Below are 20,548 nucleotides of genomic sequence, written 5' to 3' on the forward strand. Positions count from 1 at the left end.
AAGGAATGCTTTGAGCATCGACGAAATGATCGTGGACGAGACCCGCATCGACGGCCTGCTCGTGATCCGTGTGAAGCAGGCAGGGGACGCGCGCGGGACGGTTCGCGAGTTCTTCCGCACCTCCATCTGGCAGCAGGACGAGTTCCGGTCCCGGGTCGACGGTCCCTGGCTTCAGATCAACGTGACGGAGACCCGTCGAGGAGCAGTCCGCGGTCTGCACGCCGAGGCGATGAACAAGCTCGTCGGGATCGTCTCGGGCCAGGCGATGGGGATCTACCTCGATACCCGTGAGGGGTCGCCGACGTACGGTGCGGTGCACACGTGCACCTTGGAGAAGGGCACGCAGGTCTTCGTGCCGCGCGGTGTCTGCAACGGCTTCCAGTCGTTGTCCGACGAGAGCCAGTACCTCTACTGCTTCGACAACGAGTGGCGGCCCGGGATGCCGGGCTCGGCCTACACCCCGCTGAGCCCCGACCTGCACATCGAGTGGCCGATCCCCTTGGATCGGGACGACCCGGCGCAGATCTCGACGAAGGACCGCGACGCCCCCGTGTGGACCGCGCCGGAGCGCTGAGGTCGTCCGGCACGGCGAGCACACCGGAGCAGCGCACCTCGACCACCCGACGATCGAGGTGCGCTTCCTGACCAGCCGCACCGCTGACCTGCTCTCGCAGGGCAGCGGCCGTGCGCGACTTCGTCACAGGCGTCAGGGGGTGGTGAGCGCCGGCCCGGGGCGCTCGTGTCTCGAGCGCGCTCGCGCGGCGGTGGTGCTGACTCGAGCGTCCCGCCGCCGGGGCGAGTCCCTGCACGTCACCGCCGACCTCCAGCGAAGAGGCGAAGGCTCGTCTCGTTCGGCGCGCGGGGTGCGCCACCGGATCCACGATGCTCGGTCCGTCACCTGACGATCGACTCCGCGAGCGAAGGAACATCATGCGAGTTCTCTCAGTTGCGTTCTCACCGCACGGCGGGATAACAACGGTCCTGGACAACCTGACCGTGGCGATGCGCAACGCCGGACACGTCTACGAGTCGATAGACGCGGACGCAGTCGTTCGCGATCTCGGGTCTGCCGCGACTCGAGAGGTGTCATTCCATGCGGCGCTGGCGACGAGTTCTTTGACTGGCTCCCTGGTGGCTCGAGAGATGGACGACGTCCTGCCGTCCGCGGACGTCGTGCACTGCCATGACTTCCGCGCGGCTCCGCTTGCTCGCGCCCTCGCCGATCGTCGCCGGATCCCGATGGTCCTGACCGTGCACTACTGGTTCACGGCTCCGCAGTGGCGCGAAGGATCAGCGGGCGATGCGAGCGAGCTCGCATTCATCGACTTCCGCGTGTGGCTTCAGAGCTGGGCTGTTCACGCGGCGGACCGTGTGACGGCGGTGAGCGAGTACACGGCGGAGACGGTCCGATCGGCGGTCGACCCGGTTCCTGACATCAAGGTGATCACCAACTGCGCGCCGACGGCTGGTGTCACCAGGTTCTCCGGCAACGAGAAGCGGACGGTCTTCCTGCCCGCCAGGTTGACGCGCGGAAAGGGCGTGGACATAGCCATCAGGGCTATCGCCGAGCTCGATTCCTCGGCCGATCTGGTGATTGCCGGCGATGGCCCCCGTCGGGTGGAGCTCGAGACGCTGGCCGCCCTCCTCGGTGTCGAGGATCGTGTGCGCTTCCTGGGTGACCAGCCCTTGGAGGTGCTGTCGACGTGGATGGCCGTGTCCATGTGCACGGTCATTCCCAGCCGATGGGACTGGTTCCCCATCACGGTTCTCGAGGCACAGTCGTCAGGGGCTGTCGTGCTCGCGTCTGACGCGGGCGGCATACCCGAGCAGATCCGGCTCGAGCACGACGGCCTGCTGTTCGCGTCAGAGGATGTGAGCGATCTCGGCGCACAGCTGCGCTGGCTGCTCTCAGACGAGGCTCGCGGGGCGCGTGATGCGTTGCGCGCGGGCGCGCTCTCCACCAGCAGCATCCGCCCTGGGTGGGACGCCGCGGCGCATCTCTACCAGCGTGAGTTCGCGGCCGCGGCCGCGGCCGACCGAGCGAGTACTCCGGTGTGAGGTGCTCGCAAGCCTCACCGGGACATCGTCATGGCCTCGGCCCGAACTGGATCAGACAACGGCGCGGCGTCATGGATCTCCTGCACGCCCACCTCGCGGTGCGTGCGCTCCGCGAGCTCGAAGGCGGCGAGCGAGTCGCCTCAGCCGTCGAAGAAGTGGTCCGACCTCTGCGCGCTCGACAGGCCGCCGATCTTAAGCGCCCGGAGCGGTGCGGAGCCGTCGTCAGTGGTATGCGTCGTTGCATCTCCGTCCACGCGCGCCCTGAGGCAGTCTCTTCGTCCCGATGCGACCCGGCGAGCACGGCGGTCGTCGAAGCGCTTCGCTCGCGTCGCGGGACGCTAGTCCTACGCGCGGGCGGGTTGGCGGCGTCCCGTAGACCGGGACATCCTGGACGTACAGCCTACTCAGGCACTAGAACAGCAGGACGCATGCGCGCGAGGTGGACGGGTCCACGTCCACGATGCAGACCGCGCACAGCCACCATGACGCCCTCTCGGGTTCCGCACGGCGTGCTGGCGTTGGAGCGCTTCGACGAGGAGGCACGGTGTCCGACCGCAGTCCTGGAGGTGCCGCGGCGTCGGCCCGTGAACGCACCGCCCTGCTCCGGCTGCTCCCGGCTGCCGGTCGCCTCACGCTGACGCTTCTCGTCGGTCTCCGGGTCCTGCAAGTGCTGCTCCCGGCTGTCACGGCCCTCGTGACGGCCGCGCTGCTTGACGCCGTCGCCGTCCGGCGGGACGTCCCGGTCCTCGAGGCCCCCGTGGTCGTCCGTGCCGTGGTGCTCGTCGGGCTGGTCTTGCTCGTCGGGCAGGCGTGCAGCGCGTTCCTGCGCCCGCTGGGCGCGCTCGCGCGCGGCCGTATCAACGCCCAGCACCGTGCCCGCGTCATGCACGTGCTGACGCGCGCCTCGACGGTCGACGTCCTTGAGGAGGCCGAGATCCAGGCGCTCGTGCGCGCCGCCACGGCGGATCCGCGCGAGTGGGTCGAGAAGACCCCGGGGGACGGCGCCCTCGGCCAGCTGAGCCTGCTGCTGCGCTGGGTCGGGCTGGTGGCGACGGCCGGAGTTCTCGCAGCGTGGTCCTGGTGGCTCGTGCCGCTCGTCGTGGTCCCGGCGTTCGTGGTGCGCACCATCGTCCGGGAGCAGTGGGTGCGCCACTTCCGCATCTGGGCCGACGGCCTGCCGCACAACCGCCGGGCCCATTACTGGGGGGAGCTCACCAGCGCCCCGGCCGAGGCCAAGGAGCTGCGCACCTTTGGTATCGGCGACTGGGTCGTCGAGCGACGTCAGCACCACCTGCACCAGCAGCTCGACGAGGTGTGGGCCGACGACCGGCGCGCCGCGATCGAGAAGTGGCGGGTGCTCCTCGTCGCCGTCGTGCCGCTCGCTGCGGCGTTCACGATCGCGGCGCTCGGCACCTCGCGCGGCGAGGGCAGCGTGGGCGGCCTGGCAGCGGTGCTCGCAGCGAGCTGGGGCGTCTTCACTTCGATCACCGGCGCCGGTGACGCGCTCGAGGTCGAGGGTGCCCGTCCGGTGCTTGAGGCGCTCGACACCCTGGAGCAGCGGCTCGGCGACAGTGCGCCCGCGACCTCGGCCGACGCGCCGGATCCGGTCGCACACACGGCACCGCTCGTGCGCTTCGAATCCGTGTCGTTCACCTACCCGTCCTCGGGGCGGGCGGTCCTGGAGCACCTGGACCTTGAGATCCGGCCCGGCGAGTTCCTCGCCGTCGTCGGGCTGAACGGCGCGGGGAAGTCGACCCTCGCCAAGCTCCTGGCCGGGCTGTACCGCCCGGACCACGGACGTGTGACCGCAGACGCGATCGACCTCCGGAGGTTGGCACCGGGCGAGTGGCAGCGTCGTGTGACGCTCGTGCACCAGGACTTCGTCCGGTACCCGCTCTCCCTTCAGGACAACATCGCCCTCGGCAAGGTTGCCGGCCCCGGTTGGCCCCAGACCGAGCTCGTGCACGCCGCCGCGACCGACGCCGGGCTGGACGAGGTGCTCGGCCGGCTCCCGGACGGGTGGGGCACGCCGCTGTCCCGTTCGCGTACCGGCGGTGTGGACCTTTCGGGCGGGCAGTGGCAGCAGGTCGCCCTGGCACGGGCGCTGTTTGCGACGCGCGCGGGTGCCCGCGTGCTGGTCCTGGACGAGCCGACCGCACACCTCGACGTCCGGACGGAGGCGGACCTCTTCCGACGGCTCGACGGGATCACCGAGGGGGTGTCGACGGTGCTCGTGTCCCACCGCCTCTCGACCGTCCGCCTCGCGGACCGGATCGTCCTTCTCGCGGACGGTCGGATCGCCGAGAGCGGCACGCACGACGAGCTCATGGAGCTCGGCGGGGCGTACGCACGCATGTTCGCCATCCAGGCGGAGCGCTTCGCGCTCGGCTACGACGACCGGGCCGACACGGAGAGACCGTCATGAACTCACGCCTGGCGCTCAGCCGTGAGCTCCTCCTGCTGTGCTGGAGGACCGAGCCGAGAGTCACTTCCCTCGTGCTCGCCTGCATGAGCGTCGGCACCGTCGCGTTCGCCGGTCTCGGCCTCGCGTCCAAGACCGTCGTGGATGCCGCGGTGCGTGATGACGTGCCTGTGCTTCTCCTCGCGGCTGTCGCGACGGCGGTCGCGTACGCCGCCGACTGGGTCATCGGGGACATCTGCTTCACGATGCGCATGCACGTCGTCGAGCGGGTCGCGCAGACGCAGGTCGAGCCGTCGATCATGCGCATGTGCACCGAGATCGACGAGATCGACCACCTCGAACGGAGCGACTTTCTGGACCGCGTGACCGCGGTGCGTGGGCAGGCGTGGGCCGTCGTCGACTCGGCGTGGTCCGTTGTCGAGGCGACCGCGCTCGTGCTGCGGCTGCTCCTGGCTGTCGCGCTGCTCGGCAGCGTGAGCCCGTGGCTGCTGCTCCTCGTGCCGTGCGCGGCCGTCCAGCTCGCACTCGACAGCGTCGGGCGTGCGAGGTCGAAGAAGGCCGAGCTCGCGACGAGCGAGGACCAGCGGCTCCAGCGCGCCCTCTTCGAGGTCTGCACGAGCGCCGCTGCCCTCAAGGAGGTACGGGTCGCCGGGGCCGAGGCGGAGCTCGTCCGCCGTCAGCAGGCGGCGGCGAGTCGAGTGGTCGACGGCCGTGCTGCGGCCCTGTACGTGGGCGCGGGCCTGAGCACCGTGGGCTGGTCGGTGTTCGCGGTCGGATTCTCGGCCGCGCTGGCACTCGTCGTGCAGCGCGCCGGGCAGCCGGGAGGGTCTCTGGGCGACGTCGTCCTCGCGGTCACCGTGGGCTCGCAACTGCGGTCGGTCGTGCAGCAGGCCGTCGCGCGGTCCTCCGACGCCGGCGGGTACGGGCGGGTCGTCGAGCCCTACCTCTGGCTGCGCGCGTTCGCCGGTGAGCGCCTCGCCGCGCAGCGCATCGCGACGCAGGTGCCTCCCACGTCGCTGCGTCAGGGGATCGTGCTGGACGCGTTGTCGTTCACGTACGCCGGGGCCGGGCATCCTGCGGTCCAGGACATCAGCCTCTCGATCCCCGCCGGCTCGGTCGTCGCTGTCGTCGGGGAGTACGGGTCGGGCAAGACGACGCTCGTCAAGCTCCTGACGAAGCTCTACCGGCCCACCTCCGGGCGGATCACGGTCGACGGGGTGGACCTCGCGTCCCTCGACACCGCGGCCTGGCGGGCGACCACCAGCGCGGCGTTCCAGGACTTCGGCCGGTATCATACGACCTTCGACGAGGCGGTCGGCCTCGGAGACGTCCAGCGTGCGTCGGACGCCGGTGCAGTCGACGCGGCCGTCCGTGCCGCAGACGCTGGGCAGCTGCGGGATCGCCTGCCAGCCGAAGGCGGGACCGAGCTCGGCAGCCGCTTCGACGGTGTGGAGCTCTCGGAGGGTCAGTGGCAAAAAGTCGCCCTCGCGCGCGCTTGCATGCGGGACAACCCGCTGCTCTTCGTGCTCGACGAGCCGACGGCGTCCATCGACGCCCCGAGCGAGCACGAGATCTTCCGGCGCTACATGGATCGGTCCCGCCGCCTCGCCGAGTCGTGCGGCGCCGTGACCGTGATCGTCTCGCACCGCTTCTCGACAGTCGCGGGCGCCGACCTCATCCTCGTGATGGAGGGAGGCAGGCTCGTGGAGCACGGCGACCACCACGAGCTCATGGCCCGGCCAGGCGGTCTCTACGCCGAACTGTACGGAATCCAGGCCACCGCCTACTCCACGACCCCGTGACCAGCCCACGGGCCCGCCTCGTGGGCCTCGGTCGGACCCGGCCTGAAGCGGGCGGCAGGGTCAGGCGACCGCTGCGGTGACCGGCGGCCGCACGGCGTCACCCGCTGCGAGCAGCTCGCGCTTGAGCTCCTGGACCGAGCTGATAGTGACGGCGCGGCGCGAGTACAGCATCGAGCTGATGATCGCCGCCGTCGCGCCCGCAGCGAAGCCGTCGTGGATGTGCTCGACGGTGCCGGCCCACCCGACGCAATGACAGGCAGCGACACGGACTCGGAGATGCGGCGCGCGATGTCGAGGTCGTAGCCCTCGCCGGTGCCGTCGCGGTCGATACTGTTGACCACGATCTCGTAGCCGCTCGGGATGGAGTCGGTCACCGGCACTCGCTTGACCTGCATGCTCAGAACGATGCACTGGTCGAAGTGCCGCACCTCGCCGGGAAGCCGTCCCAGGCAGTTTTGGTCGTCGTCCGCGGAGTGCGAGAACAGGACCTGCAGGCCCGCGCGCGCGGCGGAGGTGGCCGGTGCGCACGTCGGTCCCTTCAGCCCGCCCCTCCAGGAATCAGCCGTGGGCGAACGGCGCATCCTACTTTGCACGGCGCGTGCGACACGCCCGACATCATGCAAACTACAGCGGCGTGTCCGCGCAATCTGCGCTGCACGTCGACACCTGCGGTGCACACTTGTCGAGTTCCCTCCTACTTTGAAAATCCGCGACAACTTTATTAAATACAGCGGCTGAACAAACTGCCAGTGGACCGGCCTCAGCGGAGCACCTACCCGTCGGGGTGCGGGTCATCGGTCGTCCTCTGACTGCGCACCACGCTGCAGTGGATGGACAACAGGCGCACACCAAGCAGGCAACGCGCCGCGCACGGCGGGGCAATCATCGAGTGCAGTGGGCCATCGAGCGATGTGCCTGTCGAGATGCAAGATAGTTTGAAATCGGGCCCGGATACTGCAAGTACGAGCCGCCGGGCTACGGATGACTGGCACTCGGTGCGGTCGCGCTGGTTGCAGCCCAGCTGGCCAGCATGCGGAGGGCATCCTCGTCGGGTGAGCCGGCGGGGCTGGTGAAGGTGATCAGGGTCAGGCCGGGGTCGGCCGGAAGGTCGAGGACCTCGAAGTCGAGGTGGAGCTCGCCGACGACGGGGTGGCGGAGGTGCTTGCGCCCGGTGCGGTGCAGGCGGACGTCGTGGGCGGCCCAGCGGGTGCGGAACGTTGGGCTCTGTGTGCTGAGCTCGCCGACGAGGTCGGTCAGGGCTCGGTCGTAGGGGTCGCGGCCGGCTTCGGTGCGCAGCTGGGAGACGGAGTCGTCAGCGGCGCGGTCCCAGTCGATCCAGAAGTCGCGGGCGCGGTCGTCCAGGAACGTGAACCGGGCGTGGTTGGCGGGGCTGCCGACCGGGTGGGGGGTGGCGTACACCGGTGAGAACAGCGCACGGCCGAGGGTGTTGGCGGCGACCAGGTCGAGGCGGCCGTTGTTCACGATGACCGGCACGGTGTCGCCAATGAGGTCGAGCAGGCGCTGCACGCCGGGGCGGATCTGACCGGGCGCCGGCTTGCGGCGTGACCGGGTCGCCGGACCGGCGGTGCGGGCAAGGTCGGCCAGGTGGGTGCGTTCGGCTTCGTCGAGCTGCAGGGCGCGGGCAAGAGATTCCAGGACGCTGTCAGAGACGCCGGCCAGGTTGCCGCGCTCGAGCTGGGCGTAGTACTCGACGCTGACGCCGGCCAGGTCGGCGACCTCGTTGCGCTTGAGGCCGGGCACTCGCCGGTTGCTGGCGAACGCAGTCAGTCCGGCGCGCTCGGGGGTGAGTCGGGCTCGGCGGGTGCGCAGGAAGTCCTTGATCTCGTCGCGGTTGTCCACGCCGCCACCGTAGATCGGGTCTGCCGGTCCTGGGGTGGGCTGTTGGTACACCTTCCAGCGGCAACTTCTTCGCCTCTCTCATCGCGAATTGCATGGCTCATGCCGCTGTAGGCGGCGCACCCGAGATGAGAGCGCGAGGCATGAGCATGAGCGAGCAGAGCTCCACCCAGCAGATCTGGCTGGTCACCGGCGCTGGCCGGGGGATGGGCGTGCACCTCGCCCAGGCAGCCCTCGCCGCCGGGCACGCGGTGGTGGCGACAGGCCGGGACCCGCAGCGCGTCCAGGACGCGATCGGCGCCCACGAGAACCTGCTGCCGGTCGCGCTGGACATCACCGACCCGACCGCAGCCGAGGCCGCGGTCGCGGCGGCGGTTGACCGGTTCGGGCGCGTCGACGTGCTGGTGAACAACGCGGGCAACTTCTATGCCGGCTTCTTCGAGGAGATCAGCCCGAAGCAGTTCCGGGCACAGATGGAGACGAACTTCTTCGGTCCTCTGAACGTGACCCGGGCCGTCCTGCCGGTCATGCGTCGCCAGCGCAGCGGCCACGTCATCACGATCACCTCGGCGGCCGGGATCATCGGCCAGGAGTTCTGCTCGGCCTACGCGGCCTCGAAGTTCGCGCTCGAGGGCTGGATGGAATCCCTGCAGTTCGACGTCGCCCCGTTCGGGATCGGCACGACCATCGTCGAGCCCGGGTTCTTCCGCACCGAGCTGCTGGTCGAGGGCGCCTCCTCGATCTGGCCCGAGCTGTCGATCGAGGACTACGCCGAGCGCACCACGCAGACCATCGCGGCGTGGAAGTCCATGAACGGCCAGCAGGGCGGCGACCCCGCCAAGCTCGGCGCCGCACTCGTCACCATCGCCGCACTGGACACCCCGCCCCTGCGGTTCGTCGCCGGCGCCGACGTCGTGGCCGGCGTCGAGCAGAAGGCGCACCTGCTCCTCGAGCAGGTCGACGCCCACCGCGAGCTGTCCTCCGCCATGAACATCGACGAGAGCTGAGCCACCCCGTGCAGAAGTCACTGACCGCCCCGACGACGAGCCCGCCGGCCACCGCGGGGCCGTCCGTCACTGCTGAGCCTTCGGTCCCCGCCGAAGCATCGACCGACGGCACGGCGGTCACTTTCACGGCCGACGACGTCGTCATGACAGGCGTCCTGAACGACACCCAGGTCGCCCAAGACTCCGCCGCGACGCTCCCGGTCACCCTGCCGTCGTTCCGCAACACACGGAGTCTCGGGTTTCCAGCGTGGGTGGCTGCCGACGACGTTTGACAGCGTCTTGTGCCCGCTGGGTGCTCCGCACTGCCAGGAGCGGACGACCCGGCACACCGAGCGGCGGCAACGGTGGCTGGCACCCGCACCCCACGCGTCGCCACGCGTCACGTCCCTGGCCGCCAGCGTGATCGAAGAAGGTCGTGGTCCATCCGGAGAAGGATTCGTCGCAGGCGATCGCGGTGCTGTGGCGTTCGCCGCGCTCGGTCAGGACCTCGACGAGGCCGGATCAAGCCGGGGAGGCTGGCGTGTCGGTGCTCGGACCTAGTGTGCGGAGCATGACGCGGTACATCGACGAGGATCTGCACGGTGCGGAGTTCCGCGAGTGCGATCTGACCGGGGCACGCCTGGTCGGCGTCGTCATGCAGGATGCCGTGATCGACGGGCTCGTCACCAACCTCGTGGTGAACGGTGTCGAGGTCACCGAGTACGTCGAGGCAGAGCTCGACCGGCGTCATCCGGTGCGGGTGCTGATCCGCTCCGAGGACCTCGCCGATCTGCGCGAGGCATCGCGTCAGCTCCGGGCCGGCTGGGCCGCCACGATCGAGCGAATCCGCCGTACGCCCGGCATCGAGCGCCGCAGCGTGAACGGCGAGTGGTCGGCGGTGCAGACGATGCGCCACCTGGTCTTCGTCCACGACTCGTGGTTCCGCCGCTGCTGCCTGGGCTCGACGCAGCTGTTCACGCCGATGGGCATCGGGACGACGGTCGAGCCCGACCGTGGAGCGCACGGGCTCGACCTCGCGCTCGATCCGGCCCTCGACGAGATCGTGCGTGTGCGTGACGCGCAGGCCGCCGAGCTCGAGGCCTGGCTCGACGAGGTCACCGCCGTGCAGCTCGCAGCGCGAGCGCCGGTGCCCGACGATGATGTCTGGCCGCGGTACGCCCGGGGCCGCTCGGTGCGGCGGTGCCTCGGCACAGTGCTCAACGAGACCTTCGAGCACCACGGCTTCTGCGTCCGCGACCTCGACCTGATCGAGGCACAGGACGCTGAGTAGGGCCGGCGACGGACTCGGCATCGAGGTGCCGGGGGAGGTGGCGACGTTCCGCGAGGGCAGGACGACGCTGTGACGGTCCTGCCATCCCGTCTGCCGGGCCGGGACGGTCCGAGTGTCGTGCATCTCGACACCCGCCTACTGTGGATCTGCGAGACGTCGACCACGATCAGCCGCTGAGCTGATGGGGCTCCGGTACGCACACCGGCCAGCGGAGGACCTCTTCCCTGAGCGCCCGGACGACGCACGGCCGCAGCGCTGCTCACCAGGGAGGTTGCGGGCCAGCGTGCGCGGGCGTCGCGGTCCGCGCACGACGAGAGGCAGGGAGTCCATGACGGTTCACGGTGTGGTGAGGCGGGTGGGCGTGCTCGCGCTCGCCTGCGCGCTCCTCCCGGCGGCCCTGCCGGCGACGGCCGCGTCCGAGCCTGCTGACGGCGTGCCCTCGGGTGTCGTGGTGGTCGACGGGCAGGACGTCCCGGTCCTGGGCTCCTTCACGTTCCGCAAGGGGTGGGACCCACGGAGCCCCGAGGTCGTCGGCTTCGTGCACGGCGTTCGTCGGGTCGAGGGCGGTACGGCCGTCTACTACTCCCTGGGTCTGGCGCCGGACGCCGACGAGGACCTCCTCGCCGAGAGTGTGTTCGAGACGTCCGGGAGCCCGTACGACCCCGCGTACGCCACGGAGATCGGCCTCGTCGACATCGCGTCCACGACGATGTACACCCCGCTGCGGGACGCCGACTCGACGTTCGCGACCGCGAACCAGGACCTGTCGACCGACCGGGGCACGCTCGTCGTCGGTTGGGCCGTGTTCCCCGCGCTGCCCCCGAGCACGACGACGGTGCAGGTGCGGATGCCGTCGGGGACGATCGTGCCCGGCATCCCGGTCGAGGACGGCGCCCTGGAGCCCCTGAGCGACGAGCCGGCGCCCCTGCTCGGCACAGGCTGGCCGGAGGTGCCCACGGGCGCCGAGCTGGCCGGCGCGGACCCCGCTGCCGTCACGTGGACGCTGCTGCGTCGCTCCGGGGACCTCCAGGCGATCGCGCAGGCGCAGGAGAGCCCGCAGCAGGTCGCGGTCACTCTCGACACCAACGTGCTGTTCGCGACGGGCTCCGCGGACCCGGGCTCGGCGGCCCAGACCGTGCTGGCCGCCCTGGCGGCGGACATCGCCGCACGCGGGACCGGTGAGGTGGTCGTGACCGGGCACACGGACGCCGACGGGACCGACGCGTTCAACCAGACCCTCTCCGAGAACCGCGCCCTCGCGGTGCGCGAGTCGCTCGAGCCCGCGTCCGGTGGCGGCGTCACGTTCGTGAGCGTCGGCAAGGGCGAGTCGGAGCCGATCGCCAGCAACGACACCGACGAGGGCAAGCAGGCGAATCGACGCGTGACCGTCGTGTACCAGGTGACGGGTGCGGGCCAGTGACCGACATCCGGCAGGCACGTCGGGTGGGTGCTGCACGCCGCGCCCCGTGGCACGCGGTGGTCGTCCTCACGTCCGTCCTCCTGGTCGCCGGCTGCACCGGGGACGACACCCCCTCGCCTGACGACACGACGTCGAGTGACGGCAGCAGCTCGGACTGGACCGCCACCGAGCTCATCGAGGCGGTCTCCGCGCAGGAGGACGACGAGGTGCTGCGCTCGGTCGAGGGTGAGCTCGCCTACCAGCAGGTCCCGGCTCCGGCGCGCTTCGAGGTCGTCGACATCGCGGCGGACGACCAGGCGACGACTCTCGTGCTGCGTCTGACGTACCTCGGCGACGGAGACCTGCAGGTGGCGAGCACGTACCTGAGCCCGGACGTCCGGCTCGCGGACGACGTGCGGGGTCTGGCCCTGCAGGTCCCCACGGAGAACATCCGGTACCAGCCCACCCTCGCGGCGTCGAGCACCGACCCCGAGGGGACCGTCGAGTGCCTGTGCTCGGACCTGTCCGAGCTCGTGGACGGCGCGACCCCGTTCCTCTTCACGGCGACGTTCCCGGCGCTCGACCCGGCGACCCGCACGGTCGACCTCGAGCTCGCCGGGTTCCCGCTGATCGAGGACCTTCCCGTCGACCGGGGGTGAGCCGTCGTCGCGACCGCTCCGCTGAGGCGAACGAGGTGCCCGTGGATCGACCCACGATCCCTCGGCTGCTTCCCGCGGTCGCCTCGTGCACCCCGACCTCGTCCTGCGGGAGTCTTCCGTCCGGGCCACCGGTGCCGTGCTGCCCGAAGGGCTGGCCGTCGGGGAACCGGGCCCGGTGCCCGCGCTGACAGCATGGGACGACGGCAGCCGGCGGGAGCGAGCATGCGGGGTCACGACGGGGGCGAGCGTGCGCGACGGGCGCCGTCGCCGGGCCCCACGACGGCCGACGCCCGGTCCGGGACGCGCACCGGAGGACCGGCGCCGGGTCACGCGCGCGCGACCGACGGCTCGCTCCCCGACATGGCGGGCGCGACCGTGGCGCGGTCGCCCCTGCACCGGGGGAGTGCCGCGGCGGGTGCCGACAACCGCGCGCTCCTCGCGCTCCAGCGGGTCGCGGGCAACGAGCGTGTCGTCGCCTACCTCGCACGGTTTGCGGAGACCGACCGACCCGTCACCGACGAGCGGGTGACCGACGAACCGGCCTCGCCGACGCCCACGTCAGGGAGCGGGCACGGGCGGGGCGCGGCGGCGGCCGAGGTCGCGGACGCGGTGCCTCGACCGCACCCGGCACCCGCGCCGGCCACCCCGGCGGCGACGGGCGCGGCCGGCGTCGGAGTCGCGCCGGCGGGCGTGGGCGGGACCGGGCGAGCACCGTCGGGCGCCGGACCGGCGGGCGCCGAGCAACCGGTGAGCGACGCGCCGGCGGGTGGCCGGTCGGACGGGTCGGCGTCGGCGTCGGCCGCGGGTGCGGCACGGGCGGCGCCGGGATCGGGCGCGTCGGTCGCTGCGGCGGCTGCCTCGGTGGGGCTCGTGCCGAGCGGGTCCGGGAACGCGTCGGCACCGCCGGCCGCGGCGTCGGCAGCCACGTCGCCGGGTGCCGCACCGACGGGCGTGGCCCCGGCCGGTGCCACGGCGTCCGCCCCCGCTGCGACGTCGGCCGGTGCCACCGGTCCGGGGGGTCGATCGGTGCCCGCGCGCTCCGCCGACGTGCCGTCCGCGCAGGAGGCGGGCGCCCGGCTCGGTGCGGTGCTCGGCCAGGTGCGGGCGGAGCTCGCGGGACCCGCGCTGCCGGCCCTGGCGGACGTCGAGCACCCCGGCGCACGGACCGTGCTCGACGCGCTGCGCGCAGCGACGGAGGCCGGGCAGGCGGCCCTCGCGTCGTCCGCGCTCGGAGCCGTCGAGCAGGTGGCGGCTGCGGCCGACGAGCAGGTCGCCGCCGTCGGGCGCTCGGCGGCGGACGGCTCCGGACGCGTCGGTGCGGGCGCCTCGACTGCGACGTCGGACGTGCGTGCGGCGGCCGCTGAGCAGACGGGTGCCGTGCGCTCGGGGGCGACCGCCGAGCAGGCACGGGTCGCCGGATGGGGCGCCGCCGCGGCGGGGAGGGCACGGCAGGACGTCGCACGCCGCGAGCAGCAGGTACGGGCCGCCGGGACCGCGCAGCAGCAGCGGGTCGCGGGGGCCGGTGCCGCCGCGGGGGCGGGCGCAGCCGCGGCGATGACGGGCGCAGCCGGAGCCGCCGCTGCGCAGCGCGGTTCCGGTGGCGGCGGTGACGCGGCGGAGGCCCACGCCGAGGTGGCCGGGCGCGTCTCGGGGGACACCGCGCGTCAGCTCCGCGAGGCCTCCGGCGAGAGCGCGCGCCGCCTCGAGCAGCACGCCACGGAGGCGTCGACCACGCTCGGGTCGCACGCCTCCGCGGCCGCCGGGGTCGTCGCCGCCGAGGCGGGCCCGCTCACGGCGCAGCTCGGGCAGGGGGCTGCGACCGCACGGACCGAGCTCGCCCAGGCCGCCGCACAGACCACCGCGGCCGTCGGGACCCGCGCGCGGGAGGTGACGTCCCAGCTCGCCGCCGCCGCCGACGACGCGCGGGCGACGATGGCTGTGCGGGCCGACGAGCACCGCGCCGGGCTCCAGCACGGCGCCGCGACCGCGCTGGCGAGCCTGCGCGGACGTGCCCGTGCCGCGCTCGCGGACGGCCGGGCGGCGCTCGTCGCTGCGGCCGGGCACCTCGCCCAGGCCCGCGTCGGGCGCGCCGCCGCGGGGCGCGTCGCAGCGGAGGCGGCGGAGCAGCTGGCCGGCGGGTACACGAGCGCGAGCGGCCAGGCGAGAGCGTCCGCGGGCCCGGTCGCCGAGCGGCTGACGCAGCACGGCACCGAGGCGGCGACGTCGTTCGGTGCCGCAGCGGGGGCGGTCGAGGGGGCGCTCGCGGGCGGAGCGGGCCGGTTCGGCGCCGCGGCCGGCCAGGCGGCGACGCGTGCGACGGCGGCGTTCGGCCAGGCCGGCGGCGCTCTCGCGCAGGCCGGGGACGAGACCGTGGCGCGCACCGGGGGCCGGCTCGACGCGGCGGCGAGCGGCGCGACCGCCGCGTTCGCCGGTGCCGCGGACGCCGCGCGCGCGAGCGTCGACGTGGGCGCGGCGCAGGCGACCGAGCGCGGCCAGGCGGCGGTCGCGGACGCCGGCGGACGCATCGCCGAGGGGGAGCGCCGGGTGGACTCGCAGCTCGATGCCGGGCCCGCCGTCCAGCGCAGCATCCTCGGCGACATCGGCGACTGGTTCGCGGAACAGCTCGCCGACCTGTGGAACATGATGAAGAGCCCGTCGTTCTGGGTGGGCCTCGTGGTGACCGTGCTCCTGTTCTCGGCCCTGGGTCCGGGCGCGCTCGTGGTCGGGGGGCTCGCGGCCGGCGCGGTCTCGGGCATCGAGAGCAACGTCCGGTCCGGGCGGGACTGGTGGGAGCCCGGTCCGATCCTGCGCGGGGCTCTCATCGGCGGGCTCGCGGGAGGCGCTCTGGCCCTCGGCGTCGTCGGGCTCGGGCTGCTCGGGCTGGAGGGTGCCGCGCTCCTCGCCGGGACGATGGCCGTCGGTGCCGGGGTCGGCATCGTCACGAACCTCGCGACCGGGGAGCGGTGGGACCGCGGCCTGCTCGCGAACCTGTTCCTCGCGTGGCTCTTCCACAAGGTCGGTGGCGCCCGCCGCCCTGGCGCCGACGAGCCGCCGCCCCCGAGGGCGCCACGCCCCGGCGAGCCCGAGCCCGCACCGCGCGCCCCGGAGCCGGCACCGCGTATGCAGGAGCCCATCCGGGAGCTCGAGAGCGGCCGACCGCTGCGGTTCGGCCCCGAGCACGCCCGCGCGCTGCTCGACAACGCGGTCGCGGCGACGGCCAAGTGGCTCAAGATCTTCGAGACGCAGGGGCGGGTCCCGTGGGCGTCGATCCGGGCGCAGCTCGGGCTCGCGCGCTGGCGCTACCTGCCGCGGGCCCCCGAGGCGGCGGCGGTCATCCGGGACGCGCTCAACCGCCTCCCGGCGGGCCCCGAGCGCACCGAGATGCTCGGCGCCCTGGAGCGCTGGGTCGCGGGACCGGCGCCGAGCGACGCGCCCGTCCCACCGTCCCCGCAGCCGGTCCCGGTGCCGCCGGGCCGGGACGACGACGCGGGCGCGCCGTAGCGGCCGCGGTCCTGCAGCGCTGCCCGCAGCGACCGGTGGCCCGGCGGTGCCAGCCGATCACGTGCGTGCGCGGGCTCGGACCGCGCAGTGCGGCACCAGGTGCTCGCCGTCACCGACGAGCCAGAGCTGTGCTTGACGCTCCCGACTCCTCGGTGCCACCGTGGGCTCGCGCTGCGTCGGGGGGCACGTGATGCGTGGGGAGCGACGGCCGTCGTCGGGGCAGACCACACCGGTCACTCCGCGGACCGCCGACGGCCGGATGTCGTCGGTCCTCCGGCCGTGGCCCGCGGACCCGGTCCGATCACCCGCCCTGCCCGCCGCCGGCGTTCTCGCGCTCCAGCGGACCGCCGGCAACCGGGCCGTCGGACGTGCTGTGGCGACGGTCCAGCGCTTCGATCCGATCGCGTACAAGATGACGATCCCGGACTCGCGGCGCGACCTGCTCCGGCGCGCGCTGGACGTGGTCATGCAGTCGCCGGTCTACCTCGAGCTGGCGGCCAGGATCCGCGACGGGGGCGGCTGCACGGTCGAGCTCGATCCCGGCATGCCGACGGCGGCCCACTGGCACGCCCCGACCCGCACCATCCACATCAACCCCAGCAGGGTCGACCAGGCCAAGATGGTCCTCGCGGGGGTCCTGGCGTTCGAGCTGGCCCACTTCGACCAGGTGGCCACGTTCGCCGAGCTGCAGGGCGACGTGCGGTCGGGAAAGGTCGACACCGCCGCCGAGTACGGCAGACGGGCCGAGGCCCTCGAGTACCGGTCGGCGTCGCTGCGGGCCAAGGCAAGTGCCGCGATGATGACGTCGGGCGCCTGGAACAAGCATGTCGACCCGACGTTCCGGCACTTCCTGCCGAAGGGTCAGGAGGTCGACCACGGTCTGGCGGGTCGGTTCACCGGTACGGGGCTCTGGTTGACGTTCGAGGGGTTCTACCAGACGCAGGTCGTGGCCGGCCACACCCAGCTCCTCATGGACAGGTTCCCGAACCTGCCCGCCCGCCGCGACTACCTCGCCAGTCCGGAGGGCATGCTGGCGGAGGCGACGAAGCGCTACCGGGAGCGGAAGCGGCAGCAGGACATCGAGCGGGCGCCGGGTCCTCCCGTCGCCGCGGAGACCGGAACCGCCGACGTCGAGGGCCGCCCCGCCGCCCGGCCGCCCGCCGCGAAGCCGGTCGAGACGACGGACCCGTCGACCTTGCTCCATCCCGACGAGCTCCGCCGGTTCTGGAGCAGGAAGTCCGACGACACGCAGTTCCGGGGACTGGACGGCCGGCGGTACACGTTGTTCGCGGCCGTCGAGGGCACCTACTACTTCAGGCCGGGCTGACCCGTGTCCACGAGCACCGCGGTGACACGCTGCTGAGACGGCGGAAGGCGCCCGCTGCGGCACCGCCGGCGCCGAGGGCCGGGCGAGGGTGGGCTCGATCGGGTCGAGCCCACCCTCCTCGGCTCCCGCAGTCGTGGGTGTGCCGTCCGAGCCCGTCAGCGACGCCGGGCCGGACCCTGCCCTGCGGCCGTCACCGCCGGAGGGTGAGTAGGCCCGGGCGGTAGGGCAGGTTGTTGTACTCGACGTTCACGCTGGGGTCGCGACCCTGGTAGAGCAGCTGAAGGTTGCAGGGGTCGATGGTCTTGGTCTGGTCGGGGTTGGACCGGACCAGGTCACCGTGGCTGATGTCGTTGGTCCACGTCGCGCCGCTGTTGGCCTTGCCCGCGAAGGGGTTGCTCTCGCTGGCGGCCTGCGGCGTCCACGTGCCGTCGAGGCTCGAGGCCGTGAACGAGCGGAAGTACCGCCCGCCCGAGCCCATCGCCTCGACGAGCATCAGGTACTGGCTCTGACCGGCGACCTTGTAGACCTCGACGCCCTCGAACAGGTTGGCCGTGGTGTCGCTCATGATCGTCGTGTAGCTCGACCCGAAGCTGCTCGGGAAGTTCCCGATCGGCATGCTCGCGCGGTAGATCTTGCCGTTGTCGCCGGCGAAGAACAGGTACATGTTCTGCCCGTCAGCGATGAGCGTCTGGTCGATGGGGCCGGTCCCGGAGCCGGAGATGCTGCCCGTGAACAGCGGCTGCGGCGACGACCACGAGCTCACGTTCGTCGGGTCGGTCGAGGTCCGGTAGATGAACGGCCACTGACCCCACTGGTAGGCGAGCACCCAGATGTTCTTGGGCGCGAAGTAGAACAACGTGGGAGCGACGGTGCCCGACGGGAGCGCGTTCTGGCTCGCGGAGGCCATGTCCGACCAGCTCGTGAACGGGTTGAACGCCATCGAGCCGTAGCTGCCGTTCACGACGTTCGACGCGTACACGAGGTGCTTGCCGTTGTGGACGACGTTCGTGAAGTCCTTCAGCGACGTCCATCCCGACCGCGGCTGGGCGAGGGGACCGGTGGAGTCCCACCGGTAGCTCGACGGCAGCGGGCACGCGCCCGTCGGTGTCGGCGTGGGCGTCGGGGTGCCGCCGACCCGGACGAGCTGCCACTGCTGGTTGGTGCCGTTCCAGTCGGAGTACTGGACGACGTTGCCGCCGTCGGCGGTGGACGCGCCCTGCACCTCGACGGCCTTGCCGCTGCTGCGGCTGACCAGCTGGGTGTACCCGTCGACGTCCTGGATGCTGAACTGCTGGTTGGACGCGTTGTTGTCGGTCCACTGGATGATCGCGGCGCCGTCGGCCGTGGACCCGCCGCTGACGTCGAGGACCTTGCCCGACAGCACCGACCTGACCCGGTAGTAGCCGTTGCCGGAGTCGACGAGCTGCCACTGCTGGTTGGTGCCGTCGTTACGCGACCACTGCGCGATGCGGGCACCGTCGGTGGTGGCCCGGGCGTACACGTCGAGGGCCTTGCCGCTGTTGCGGTTGACCAGCACGTACGACGCCGTGGTGTCGATGTTCGCCGCGCTCGCTGTCGGCGCCGCCGCGACCGCGACCGCACCAGTGACCGCGACACCCAGCGCAAGGAGCGTCGCGGACCAGCGTCGTCGCGCGCTTCCTGGAGTTCTTCTCACCTGTTCATCTCCCTTGTCGGGTCGGGTCGGGAGCGGGTGCGCCGTGCCGCGCACCCGCTCCCGCGGGGCCGTCAGTCGTCCGACGCGGACGGGCTCGCGGCGCTGGTGGGCGCCGTTCCCCCTGCTGTGCTGCACGACGTCCGCGCCGGCCGCTGCGCAGGGTGGCTGCGCCGTGTCGTCGCGGGTGCGATCGCGCGTGGCGCGATCCAGTCGGGAGCCTTGCCGACAGCGTTGTCGCCCACGGCCGTCTCCCGGTGTCCGTGACATCGCGGTGTGAGCGTTAACACGTAGCCGAGACCAATGTGGCACGGAGCGATGGCTCCCGACCCCGTGCGAAACGCTTCGAGCGGGACCGCACGTGCGACGCGTGACCGGTCCGGCTCAGCGCGGAGCGCGCCCGAGGTAGACGGTGTTGGTGGCGTCCCGGCCCTGCAGGGGGTTCGGGAAGGTGACCACGTCCGCCCGGACGTCGACCAGCGCGGTGCGCAGGAGCTCCAGGTACTCCTCGTCCGGCGGGTCGTTGGACCACAGCGCGAACACGCCGCCGGGCACGAGGTGCTCGCGCAGCCGCTGCAGGCCGGCCGGCGTGTAGAAGCCCGCGTGGCTGGGGTTGAGCAGGTGGCGGGGCGAGTGGTCGATGTCGACCAGGACGGCGTCCCACCGGCGGCCGGGCGCGTCGGGGTCCAGGCCGTCGTCCGACGCGAGGGCGGCGAAGAAGTCGGCGTGCACGAGCCGGCACCGCGGGTCGGCGGTGAGGACGGCGCCGGCGGGGATCAGGTCGGACTGGTGCCAGTCGATCACCTCGGCGAGCGCGTCGACGACGACGAGCGAGCCGACGCGCGCGTCCGCCAGCACGGTGAGCGCGGTGTACCCGAGCCCGAGGCCGCCCACGACGACGTCGAGCGGAGCCGCACCGCCGTCGGCGGACGCCCCGGTCATGGCGAGCCCGAGCCGCGCGAGCTCCTCCTCGGCCACCGTGAACAGGCTCGACATGAGGAACTCGTCGCCCAGCTTGACCTCCAGCACGTCGGCTCCGGTCACCGGATCCCGGCGCCGGCGCAGGCTGATCTCGCCCATCGCCGTCGGCTCCCAGGCGAGCTCCTCCACGCGCGGACGTCGTGCTGGTTGCTCGGGCATCCAGTCAGCCTAGGCCGGACGTCGCGCGCCCACCCGGCGCTGCCGGGCGTTCCGGACGTCAGCCCTCGAACGACGCCGAGAGCTCCTCCGCGCTCATGTTCGTGCGCAGGGTCAGGGGGTCACCGGCCCAGCCGAAGAGCGCGACCGATCCTTCGGGGAAGTCGGCATGTCCGGTGACCCAGGCGATGAACTCGGCCGCCACCTCCGGGGACCGTTCGAGGTTGAAGCCGGTACCTCCGGCCAGCAGGTCGACGAGCAGCGCGTCGTCGCCGGTCTCGTCGGGGATCTGGAGCTGGCCGTAGCCGAAGGCGGCCTGCTGCCCGTCGTACCGGACGAAGCGACTCGTGGGCCACCTGGTCAGGGCGGCGCTGGCGAGCGACTCCACGTCGAACGCGTACTCGCCTTCAGCGGCCGCGAGCAGGGCTTCCATGGTG

Annotated in this window: 15 protein-coding genes and 1 pseudogene; 11 read left to right on the top strand and 5 right to left on the bottom strand. The window is 72.4% G+C overall.

Translation table 11 applies throughout. The features are described from left to right. The first annotated feature begins 10 nt into the window (after positions 1-10). The 4 genes from ACWFNE_RS03465 (at position 11) to ACWFNE_RS03480 (ending at position 6,282) form a co-directional block, all read left to right on the top strand. On the top strand, positions 11-574 hold the full coding sequence (locus tag ACWFNE_RS03465; RefSeq protein WP_452121059.1) for a dTDP-4-dehydrorhamnose 3,5-epimerase family protein: 564 nt from the start codon (positions 11-13) through the stop codon (positions 572-574). A 356-nt stretch (positions 575-930) separates the two neighbouring features. After that, positions 931-2,058 (top strand): glycosyltransferase family 4 protein, encoded by a 1,128-nt coding sequence (locus ACWFNE_RS03470; RefSeq protein WP_452121060.1) that lies wholly within the window; start codon positions 931-933, stop codon positions 2,056-2,058. 544 nt (positions 2,059-2,602) lie between these two features. Beyond that, on the top strand, positions 2,603-4,483 hold the full coding sequence (locus tag ACWFNE_RS03475; RefSeq protein ID WP_452121061.1) for an ABC transporter ATP-binding protein: 1,881 nt from the start codon (positions 2,603-2,605) through the stop codon (positions 4,481-4,483). Further along, complete coding sequence (locus tag ACWFNE_RS03480; protein ID WP_452121062.1) at positions 4,480-6,282, top strand: ATP-binding cassette domain-containing protein; 1,803 nt, start codon at positions 4,480-4,482, stop codon at positions 6,280-6,282. The genes ACWFNE_RS03475 and ACWFNE_RS03480 overlap by 4 nt, the downstream gene beginning before the upstream one ends. A gap of 248 nt (positions 6,283-6,530) precedes the next feature. Here the strand turns inward: ACWFNE_RS03480 and ACWFNE_RS03485 are convergent. Continuing rightward, a pseudogene (locus ACWFNE_RS03485) lies at positions 6,531-6,863 on the bottom strand (HisA/HisF-related TIM barrel protein); the annotation flags it as partial. Positions 6,864-7,257: 394 nt separating this feature from the next. Next, on the bottom strand, positions 7,258-8,142 hold the full coding sequence (locus ACWFNE_RS03490) for a helix-turn-helix domain-containing protein (protein ID WP_452121063.1): 885 nt from the start codon (positions 8,140-8,142) through the stop codon (positions 7,258-7,260). Positions 8,143-8,288: 146 nt separating this feature from the next. Between ACWFNE_RS03490 and ACWFNE_RS03495 the strand changes: the two genes are divergently transcribed. From ACWFNE_RS03495 to ACWFNE_RS03525, 7 genes are all read left to right on the top strand, one after another. After that, a complete protein-coding gene (locus tag ACWFNE_RS03495) occupies positions 8,289-9,146 on the top strand; it encodes an SDR family oxidoreductase (RefSeq protein WP_452121064.1) in 858 nt (285 codons plus the stop codon). 8 nt (positions 9,147-9,154) lie between these two features. Continuing rightward, on the top strand, positions 9,155-9,418 hold the full coding sequence (locus ACWFNE_RS03500) for a hypothetical protein (RefSeq protein ID WP_452121065.1): 264 nt from the start codon (positions 9,155-9,157) through the stop codon (positions 9,416-9,418). 143 nt (positions 9,419-9,561) lie between these two features. Next, positions 9,562-10,416: a DinB family protein gene (locus tag ACWFNE_RS03505; RefSeq protein ID WP_452121066.1), complete on the top strand. Its 855-nt coding sequence runs from the start codon at positions 9,562-9,564 to the stop codon at positions 10,414-10,416. Between the two features lie 328 nt (positions 10,417-10,744). Beyond that, positions 10,745-11,836, top strand: coding sequence for an OmpA family protein (locus ACWFNE_RS03510; RefSeq protein ID WP_452121067.1), 1,092 nt, complete (start codon positions 10,745-10,747; stop codon positions 11,834-11,836). A gap of 23 nt (positions 11,837-11,859) precedes the next feature. Further along, positions 11,860-12,474 (top strand): hypothetical protein, encoded by a 615-nt coding sequence (locus tag ACWFNE_RS03515; protein WP_452121068.1) that lies wholly within the window; start codon positions 11,860-11,862, stop codon positions 12,472-12,474. Between the two features lie 1,026 nt (positions 12,475-13,500). Then, positions 13,501-15,975: a hypothetical protein gene (locus ACWFNE_RS03520; RefSeq protein WP_452121069.1), complete on the top strand. Its 2,475-nt coding sequence runs from the start codon at positions 13,501-13,503 to the stop codon at positions 15,973-15,975. A 373-nt stretch (positions 15,976-16,348) separates the two neighbouring features. Then, complete coding sequence (locus ACWFNE_RS03525; protein WP_452121070.1) at positions 16,349-17,302, top strand: hypothetical protein; 954 nt, start codon at positions 16,349-16,351, stop codon at positions 17,300-17,302. Between the two features lie 190 nt (positions 17,303-17,492). Here ACWFNE_RS03525 and ACWFNE_RS03530 read toward each other — a convergent pair whose 3' ends face one another. The 3 genes from ACWFNE_RS03530 to ACWFNE_RS03540 form a co-directional block, all read right to left on the bottom strand. Then, positions 17,493-18,977: a non-reducing end alpha-L-arabinofuranosidase family hydrolase gene (locus ACWFNE_RS03530; RefSeq protein WP_452121071.1), complete on the bottom strand. Its 1,485-nt coding sequence runs from the start codon at positions 18,975-18,977 to the stop codon at positions 17,493-17,495. Positions 18,978-19,358: 381 nt separating this feature from the next. After that, complete coding sequence (locus ACWFNE_RS03535; protein WP_452121072.1) at positions 19,359-20,114, bottom strand: spermidine synthase; 756 nt, start codon at positions 20,112-20,114, stop codon at positions 19,359-19,361. 58 nt (positions 20,115-20,172) lie between these two features. Then, the gene (locus tag ACWFNE_RS03540; protein WP_452121073.1) at positions 20,173-20,544 is read right to left on the bottom strand and encodes a hypothetical protein; all 372 of its coding nucleotides are present in this window, start codon (positions 20,542-20,544) and stop codon (positions 20,173-20,175) included. Positions 20,545-20,548: the final 4 nt, after the last annotated feature.

The sequence above is a fragment of the Cellulomonas sp. NPDC055163 genome, from assembly GCF_053607065.1.